Source organism: Nocardia lijiangensis NBRC 108240, from assembly GCF_001613045.1.
Classification (GTDB): Bacteria; Actinomycetota; Actinomycetes; order Mycobacteriales; family Mycobacteriaceae; genus Nocardia; species Nocardia lijiangensis.
Window position 1 is genome coordinate 1 of sequence record NZ_BDBP01000162.1, and the last position, 9187, is coordinate 9187.

Genomic DNA, 9187 nt, shown 5'->3' on the forward strand with positions numbered 1-9187 from the left:
GCGCCCGCCTCCTACGCGGTGTGGGAGGCCGCCGACCTCGTCGTCGCCGCGGCCGCCGACTCGGTGCAACGCTGGTCCACCGACCCGCGCTCGCGGGTGCCGGGACTGCCTCCGCTGGAACCGGATTCGGCGCTGCCGCGGTGCCTGCGCACCGTGCATCGCGGCGTCACTCTGTTCGAGGCATGACGATGCTCGGCCCGGCGAGTACGCGCGTCGCATCGGAACACCTCCGCGGCGTGGCGGCGCGCGCCCTCGCCGCGCTGATCGCGGGACTGCTTCTCTTCGGCAGTTTTCCACCGCGGCCGTTCTGGTTCCTCGCGCCGGTCGGCATCGCCGTGCTCACCGCCACGGTGCGCGGTGCGGGCAGCCTGCGTGGCGGCTTCGGCTACGGAATGCTCGCGGGGCTGGGCTTTTTCGTGCCGCTGCTGCCGTGGACCGGGATCTACGTCGGGCCGTTGCCATGGCTGGCGCTGTCCACCGTGTGCGCGGTCTACGTCGGACTGTTCGGCCTGCTGGCCACCGTGGTCGGGCGGCTGCCCGGATGGCCGCTGTGGGTGGCGCTGGCCTGGGTGGTCACCGAATGGTTCCGCTCGAGTTTTCCGTTCGGCGGATTCCCCTGGGGGCGGCTGGCCTTCGGGCAGGCGGACGGCTGGTTCCTGCCGCTGGCCGTGGTGGGCGGCGCGCCGCTGATCGGGTTCGCGGTGGCGCTGACGGGCACCGGCCTCGCGGCACTGGTTGAACGGCTGGCGATGCTGCGGGCGGCGAACGCGCCGGGGCGCGCCATCACCGACGGTGAGTCGAAGATCACTGCGCGCGAGCCGAACTCGGCGGAAGAGGCCGCGGCCGACGACTCGGCGAGCTCGGCACAGCGCCGGGCGAGCCGCGCAACGAGGGCCGGAATCGTCACCGCGGCAGCAACTCTGGCGATCATGCCGATCGCCGGAGTGATCCTCCGGTCCGCGCTGCCCGCCCCCGATGACGGTGACCGGACGATCACGGTCGCCGCGATCCAGGGCAGCGTGCCGCGGCTCGGCCTGGACTTCAACGCGCAGCGACGTGCCGTGCTGGACAATCACGTCCGCCGCACCGAGCAGCTGGCCGAGGACGTCGCCGCGGGACGGGTACGACAGCCGGATGTGGTGATCTGGCCGGAGAATTCCTCCGACATCGATCCGCTGCGCAACGCCGACGCCGCGGCGCTCATCACGCGGGCCTCCGAGGCGGTCCAGGCGCCGATCCTGGTGGGCGCCGTGCTCGTGAACGGCGATCGCACCACGACGAATTCGGTGATCGTGTGGAACGGCGCTGCGGGCCCGGGGGAGCGGCACGACAAGAAGATCATCCAGCCCTTCGGCGAGTATCTGCCGATGCGTTCCTTCTTCCGGCTGTTCTCCGAATATGCCGACCGGGCAGGCTATTTCGTGCCCGGCGACGGCGACGGTGTGGTGCGCGCGGACGGCATCGACATCGGCGTGGCGACCTGTTACGAGGTCGCCTTCGACCGGGCCTTCCGCGATTCGCTGCGGGCCGGAGCGCAGCTGCTCACCGTGCCGACCAACAACGCGACCTTCGGCGACAGCGAGATGACCTACCAGCAGCTGGCCATGTCCCGGGTGCGCGCGGTGGAGCACGGCAGGGCGCTGGTGGTCGCCGCGACTTCCGGCGTCAGCGCGATCGTCACCGCTGACGGCGCGGTGCCGCAGCAGACCGAACTCTTCGTGCCCGCCGCCCTCGTCGCGGACCTGCCGCTGCGCAGCAGCACCACTTTGGCTACTCGAATCGGCGCCGCACCGGAATGGGTCTCCGCTATCCTGACCGCGGCCGCCGTCGTTGTTGCATGGTCCCGCCGGCGGAGGTCGCGGTCTGTCTACGCGACCGACCAGGGCTTTTCGGTCGACCAATCGGTCGGCTGACCTGGATAACGATCTCCTCGACAACCGAACATCCGGTCTTTTCCGGGACAGGCGAGGCCTCCGTAGCCTGTTCGTGATGTTGCGCGCTGTTAGCTGACGTGCATCACGAGGTCGATCCTGTCCGCGGCGTCAGCCGTCGGACCTGGGCATTTCCGGTCCGCGACGCCGCTCGACGCCAAAGTTTGCGGAAATGTAGCTGACGAAAAAGACGTTCTGCCAACGTCGTTCGATGTGAAACAAATCCAATACGTCGGCCATCCGGCATCTGGGGTGCTCCGAATCATAGGGCGTGGATCACACGTCCTACGGCTCGCGCGTGCGTGGCCGCCGTAGGGGGGTCGGGGAGTTGCGTCAGTTGCGGCAGAACGGAGTGATGAATGAGTTCATTGGCCACCGATCGCGTCGACCAATGCACTTCGGGTGAAGTTTCGGCACAACCGTTCGCTCTCTCCCCAGCGCAGACGGCCCTGTGGTATGCCCAGCGGATTCGACCCGACGTACCCTTGACGATCGCCCAATATGTCGAGATCCACGGAGATCTGGACGTCGGGTGCCTGCTCTACGCGATCGAGCGTTTCGGTGCCGAGACCGAGGTCGGGCACGTGCGGATGGCGGAGATCGACGGTGTACCGCACCAGATGGTCGACTGGTCCCGCCGTCCCGGCTGGGGCCGCATCGACCTGCGCGGCGAGCCCGACCCGCGCGGCGCCGCGCTGCGCTGGATGGCCGAGCACGCCAGCTCTCCCATCGATCTGGAACGTGATCCACTCACAATCAACGTGGTGCTGCGGATCGGCGAATCCGACTACATTTGGTACGCCCGCGGGCATCACATCGTGATCGACGGCTACGGCGCGATGAACGCGCTGGCCCGCACGGCGGAGATCTACACGGCCGTGCAGAACCAGACCGATCCGTCGGTTTCGCGCGCGACGGGGTTGGCGCAGATCTACGCCGACGAGTCGGCCTACCGCGAGTCCAAGCGGTTCCGCACCGACCGCGACTACTGGCTCGAGCAGCTCTCGGACGTGGGCGGGCCGCTCAGCCTGTCCAATGTCGCGGTCACCACCTCGACCCCCGACCCGGGCAGGCACCTGGCCAAGGGCACGCTCGACGACCACTCCGACGCCGCCATGATCACGGCGACCACGGCGTTCGACACGCCCAACTCGACGCTGTTCGTGGCGGCGCTCGCGTGCTACGTGCACTCGGTGATCGGCGACTCGGACGTGGTGCTGAGCCTTCCCGTCGCGGCGCGGACCACCGTCGCGCTGCGCCGTTCGGCGGGCGTGCTGTCGAACGTGGTACCCATCCGCCTGCGGTTCGACGCCCACACGACCATCGGTGACGTGGTGCGCCAGACCGAACTGCAGATCACCGGCGCGCTGCGGCACCAGCGCTACCGGCACGACGACATCCGGCGCGACTGCGGCTACTCCAGGGACGCGCGCGGCTTCTTCGGGCCGATGGTCAACATCATGTTGTTCCACGACGAGCTGAAGTTCGGCGATCTGACCGGCTCGCTGCACGTGCTCGCCACCGGGCCGGTGGAAGACCTCTCGATCAACCTCTACAACGGCGAGGCCGGCCGCATCCACGTCGATTTCGAGGCCAACCCGAGGCTGTACGCCGACGGCGAAGTCGCCATGCACCACCGCCGCTTCCTCGACTTCCTCGGTAAATTCCTGGAGTCCGAGCCGGAGACCTCGGCGGAATCGCTGTGCGCCATCACCGACGCCGAACGCGAGCTCGTGCTGCGCGACTGGAACGCCACCGAGGCGCCGGTCGAGGACGGCACGCTGGCCGAGATGTTCGCCGACCGCGTCGCGATCTCCCCGGAGGCGACCGCGCTCGAGTTCGAGGGGCGCACGCTCACCTACCGCGAACTCGACGAGCAGGCCAACCAATTGGCACGGCTGCTCATCGCCCGCGGCGCGGGTCCCGACACGGTCGTCGGCCTGTGCCTGCGGCGCAGCATCGAGCTGGTCGTCGGTATGTACGCGATCGTCAAGGCGGGCGCGGCCTATCTGCCGCTCGACCCCGACAACCCCGCCAACCGCATCGACAGCATCCTCCGCCAGGCCCAGCCGGTCTGCGTGATCGGCGCCGAGCGCGATGGCCTCGCGCTGCCGGTGCACGCCCCGGTGCTGATGATCGACACCGCCGACACCTCCGGTTACGATGCCGCGCCGATCACCGACGCCGACCGGCCGACGCCGTTGCTCCCTGAGCACTTGGCCTACGTCATCTTCACCTCCGGCTCCACCGGAAAGCCCAAGGGCGTCGGCGTATCGCACACGGCCATCGTGAACCGGCTGCGCTGGATGCAGCACGAGTACCCGCTCGACCACACCGACGCGGTCCTGCAGAAGACTCCCGCCACCTTCGACGTCTCGGTCTGGGAGTTCTTCTGGCCCTTGCAGCTCGGTGCGCGTTTGGTGGTCGCGACGCCGGACGGTCACCGTGATCCCGGCTACCTCGCCCGTGTGATCGCCGAAAAGGGCATCACCACGGCGCATTTCGTGCCATCCATGCTGTCGGTGTTCGTCATCGACACCGATGTGCGCGGCTGCGGCGGCCTGCGCCGGGTGTTCTGCAGTGGCGAGGCGTTGCCCGCCGCGACCGTCCGTGATTTCGACGCGGTGCTGCGCGGAACCCAGCTGCACAACCTGTACGGCCCCACCGAGGCCGCCGTCGACGTCACCTACTGGCCGTGCCCGGCCGCTCCGGAGACCGTGCCGATCGGCTCGCCGGTCTGGAACACCCAGACCTACGTCCTGGACGCCCAGTTGCGCCCGGTCGCGCCCGGTGTCGTCGGCGAGCTGTACCTGGCAGGCGTGCAGTTGGCCCGCGGCTACCTCGGTCAGCCGCGGCTGACCGCCGACCGTTTCGTGGCCAACCCCTTCACGCCCGGCGCACGCATGTACCGCACCGGCGATCTCGCCCGCTGGCAGCTCGAGCCGACGGCCGAGGGCCGCGGCGTGCTGGAGTACCTGGGCCGCACCGACTTCCAGGTGAAGATCCGCGGATTGCGCATCGAGCTCGGCGAGATCGAGGCCGCGCTGCTCGACGACGATCGTGTTGCCAGGGCGGTCTGCGTCGCGCACTCCGGACGCACCGGCGACGAACTCGTGGCCTACGTGGTCGCCGGGTCGGGCGCCGGCTCCGAACCCCTGGACACCACGACCCTGATGGCCGCGCTGCGGCGCACGCTGCCCTCCTACATGGTGCCTTCGGCGCTGATCGAGCTCGACGAACTGCCGCTCAGCGCCAACGGCAAGATCGACCGCAAGGCGCTGCCGGTGCCGACGCTCGTCGCCAGGACGATGCCGGTCACCGCCGCGCCGCGCACCGAGGTGGAGCATGCGCTTGCCGCGATCTTCAGCGAGGTGCTCGGTATCGACGAGATCGGACTCGAGGACGGCTTCTTCGACCTCGGCGGCAACTCGCTGATCGCCGCCCGCGCGGTGGCGCGGATCAACGTCGCGCTCGGCACGGCGCTGACCATCCGGGACCTGTTCGAGGCCTCCACGGTCGTCGCCCTCACCCAGCGGTTCGCCTCGCACATCCCGGACACCCGCTCGCCGCGGCTGGTTCCGGCCGAACGGCCGGAACGGATTCCGCTGTCGCTGGCTCAGCAGCGGCTGTGGATCCTGAACCGCTTCGCCGAGCACGCGGCCGCCTACAACATGCCGCTGGCGGTGCGCCTCGACGGACCGCTCGACCACGCGGCGCTGCGCGCAGGCCTCGTCGACGTGATCGAACGCCACGAGAGCCTGCGCACCACGTTCCCGGAGGCGGTCGACGGTCCGTATCAGCTGATCCACCCGGCCGCGGAGATCCCGCTCACCCTGGACCCGATCGACGCCGTCGGCGCCGACGTGACCGCGTTGGCCACCGAGTTCGCCGGGTACGGCTTCGATCTGCGCAGCCAGGCCCCGATCCGGGTCGCCCTGTGGCAGACCGGCCCGCAGCAGCACGTATTCCTGATCGTGCTGCACCACATCTGCGGTGACGGCTGGTCGGTGGTTCCGCTGGCCGACGACCTGATGACCGCGGTGGCGGCACGGGCCGAGGGCGCCGTCCCGCAGTGGACGCCGCTGCCTGTGCAGTACGCCGATTTCGCACTCTGGCAGCGCGAATTGCTCGGCGACGAGAACGATCCGGCGAGCGCGCTGAGCCGTCAGCTCACCTATTGGCGCGATGAGCTGGCCGGGCTGCCCGATCAGCTCGATCTGCCGCTGGATCGCCCGCGCCCGCTGCGTCGATCCACCTCCGGCGGCCGGGTCGCCTTCACGATCTCCGCCGAACTCAGCCGTGCCGCAGCGGAACTCGCAGCAAGCCGCGGCGTCAGCATGTTCATGGTGCTGCACGCGGCGCTGGCGACCCTGCTGGCCCGGCTGTGCGGAAGCACGGACATCGCCATCGGCACCCCGATCGCCGGGCGTTCCGATCCGGCGCTCGACGATCTCGTCGGCATGTTCGTCAACACCCTGGTGCTGCGCACCGAGGTCGACCCCGCGGCAGGCTTCGGCCGGATGCTCGACGTGGCCCGCGAAACCGACCTGAACGCGTTCGCCAACGCCGACGTGCCGTTCGAACGGCTGGTCGAGGTGGTCAACCCCGAGCGGTCGGCCGCACGACACCCGCTGTTCCAGGTGATGCTGTCCTACGACCGCGCGCCGGAACTCGCCATCGATCTGCCGGACGTGACGGCGCGCGTGCTTCCGCTCGCGACCGACGTCGCCAAGTTCGATCTGCAGCTCGAGGTGCACGACAGCTTCGGCAACGGACCGCTCACGGCCGAATTCGGCTACGCCACCGACGTTTTCGACGAGCGTACGGTGGAGTACTTCGCGCGGCGGTTCGTCGCACTGCTCACCGCGGCGGTCGCGGCGCCCGAGAAGCCGGTCGGCGACATCGGCATCCTCGACCGCAGGGAAGCGGCCAACCTGGTGCCGATCTCGGCGGCGCCCGCCGAGCCCTCGATCTCACTGGCGCGCTTGCTGACCGCCACCGCCGAACGCCTGCCCGAGGCCGTCGCGGTGCGCTACGCCGGGCAGGACACCACCTACCGCGAGCTCGACGAGATGTCGAACCGCTTGGCGCGCGTGCTGATCGAGCACGGCGCCGGACCCGAGGTCGTGGTCGCCATCGCGCTGCCGCGCAGCCTGGACTCGATCGCCGCGGTCTGGGCGGTCGCGAAAACCGGTGCGGCGTATGTGCCGATCGATCCCAGCTACCCTGCCGAGCGGATCGGGCACATGATCGCCGACTCCGGCGCGATTCTCGGCCTCACCATCCCGGAGTGCTTGGCCGCCATGCCCGAATGGCCCGCGCCGCGCGGGCGGCACCGCAAGTCGTATGTCGACTGGCTGGTGCTGGGCTCGGCGGAACTGGCCTCCGAATGCGACGCCCAGTCCATCGCCCCGGTCAACGATGCCGACCGGCACTACCCGCTACGCAGCAGCCACCCGGCCTACCTGATCTACACCTCGGGATCCACCGGAATTCCGAAGGCCGTCGTGGTCACCCACGCCGGTATCGCGTCGCTGGCCAGTGAGCAGATGCATCTGTTCGGCGTCACGGATTCCGCGCGCACGCTGCACTTCTCCTCGCCCAGCTTCGACGCGTCGGTGCTCGAGCTGCTGCTCGGCTTCGCGGCGGGCGCGACCATCGTGGTCGCTCCCGCCGGGATGTACGGCGGCGCGGAGCTCGCGGAACTGCTGCGCACCGAACACGTCACGCACGCGTTCATCACCCCCGCCGCGCTGGCCACCGTGCCGGACGAGGGACTCGACGAGCTCGAGGCCGTGATCGTCGGCGGCGAGGCGTGCTCCGAGGAGCTCGTGGCGACCTGGGCAGCGCGGCACCGCATGCACAACATGTACGGACCGTCCGAAGCCACCGTCGCCGCGACCGCGTCCGGCCCGATGGCGGCGGGACGTCCGGTGCCGCTGGGCATGCCGGTGCGCGGTATGCGCCTGTTCGTGCTGGACGGCCGCCTGCACCCGGTGCCGCCCGGCACCCCCGGCGAGCTGTACCTGTCCGGCCCCGGCCTGGCCCGCGGCTACCTGGGGCGTTACAGCCTGACCGCGCAGCGCTTCCCGGCGAACCCGCACGGCAGGCGCGGCGAAAGGATGTACCGTACCGGCGATCTGGTGGTCGCCGACCCGGCGGGGCGCCTGCGCTTCCTCGGCAGGGCCGACGACCAGATCAAGATTCGCGGCTTCCGCATCGAGCTCAGCGAGATCGACCACGCGCTGCGTGCGCACCCCGGCGTGAGCTTCGCGCTGACGATGGTGCACATCGGCGAGCACGGCGACCCGCGCCTGGTGTCGTACGTGACAGCGGAGACAGGCGCCGAACTCGTCACGCCGACCGCGATCGTGGAGACCGCGCGGCAGCTGCTGCCCGGCTACATGGTGCCCGCCGCGGTGATGGTGCTCGACGAGCTGCCCGTGGCCCCGTCCGGCAAGCTGGATCGAAAGGCCTTGCCGCAGCCGGTGTTCGCGGCCGCGGGTCCGTCCAGGGCGCCGCGCACCGAGACCGAGATCCGGGTGGCGGACGTGTTCGGCACGGTGCTCGGGCATCCGGTCGAGGGCGCCGAGGACAACTTCTTCGACATCGGCGGCACCTCGCTGCTTGCCACCCGGCTGGCGGCCGCGGTGCACGCGGAGTTCGGCGTGGATCTGCCGGTGCGGACGCTGTTCGAGGAGCCGACGGTCGCCGCCGTCGCGGCGCAGATAGCGGAAGCGCCCCGGACGCAAAGGGTGCCGCTGGCTGTTCACACCCCGCGTCCGGGACGCATCCCGCTGTCGCTGCCGCAGCAGCGACTGTGGTTCCTGAATCGATTCTCGCCCGAATCGAGTGCCTACAACATCGCATTCGTCATTCGAATCGACGGCGATCTGGATGTGGCGGCACTGCGCGCGGCCCTCACCGACCTGGTGGAGCGGCACGAGGTGCTGCGCACCGTGTACCCGGAGGACAGCGGGGGCGCCCAGCAGCTGGTGCTGCCGATCAGCCGTGCGCTGCCCTCGGTCGCGCCGATCACGGTCGACGAGGCGGGCGCGAAGGACGCGCTGCGGGTGCTCGCGCGCGGCGGCTTCGATCTGACCAGGGACACCCCCCTGCGAATCGCGTTGCTGCACACCGGTGCTCAGCAGTACCAGCTCGGCATCGTGCTGCACCACATCGCGGCCGATGGCTGGTCGCTCGGCCCGCTGACCCGCGACCTCGCGGTGGCCTACGCGGCGCGCCGCGACGGCCGG

At 70.0% G+C, this 9187-nt stretch carries 2 protein-coding genes and 1 pseudogene; all 3 read left to right on the forward strand.

The window, feature by feature from the left end; translation table 11 throughout:
* Positions 1-186 (forward strand): annotated as a pseudogene (locus NL1_RS34785) (amidohydrolase); the annotation flags it as partial.
* 2 nt (positions 187-188) lie between these two features.
* Positions 189-1913, forward strand: a complete 1725-nt coding sequence (gene lnt / locus NL1_RS34790; RefSeq protein ID WP_067848911.1) for an apolipoprotein N-acyltransferase — start codon at positions 189-191, stop codon at positions 1911-1913.
* Between the two features lie 377 nt (positions 1914-2290).
* Positions 2291-9187: non-ribosomal peptide synthetase (locus tag NL1_RS34795; RefSeq protein WP_156095189.1), on the forward strand; the 6897-nt coding region annotated here is incomplete at its 3' end.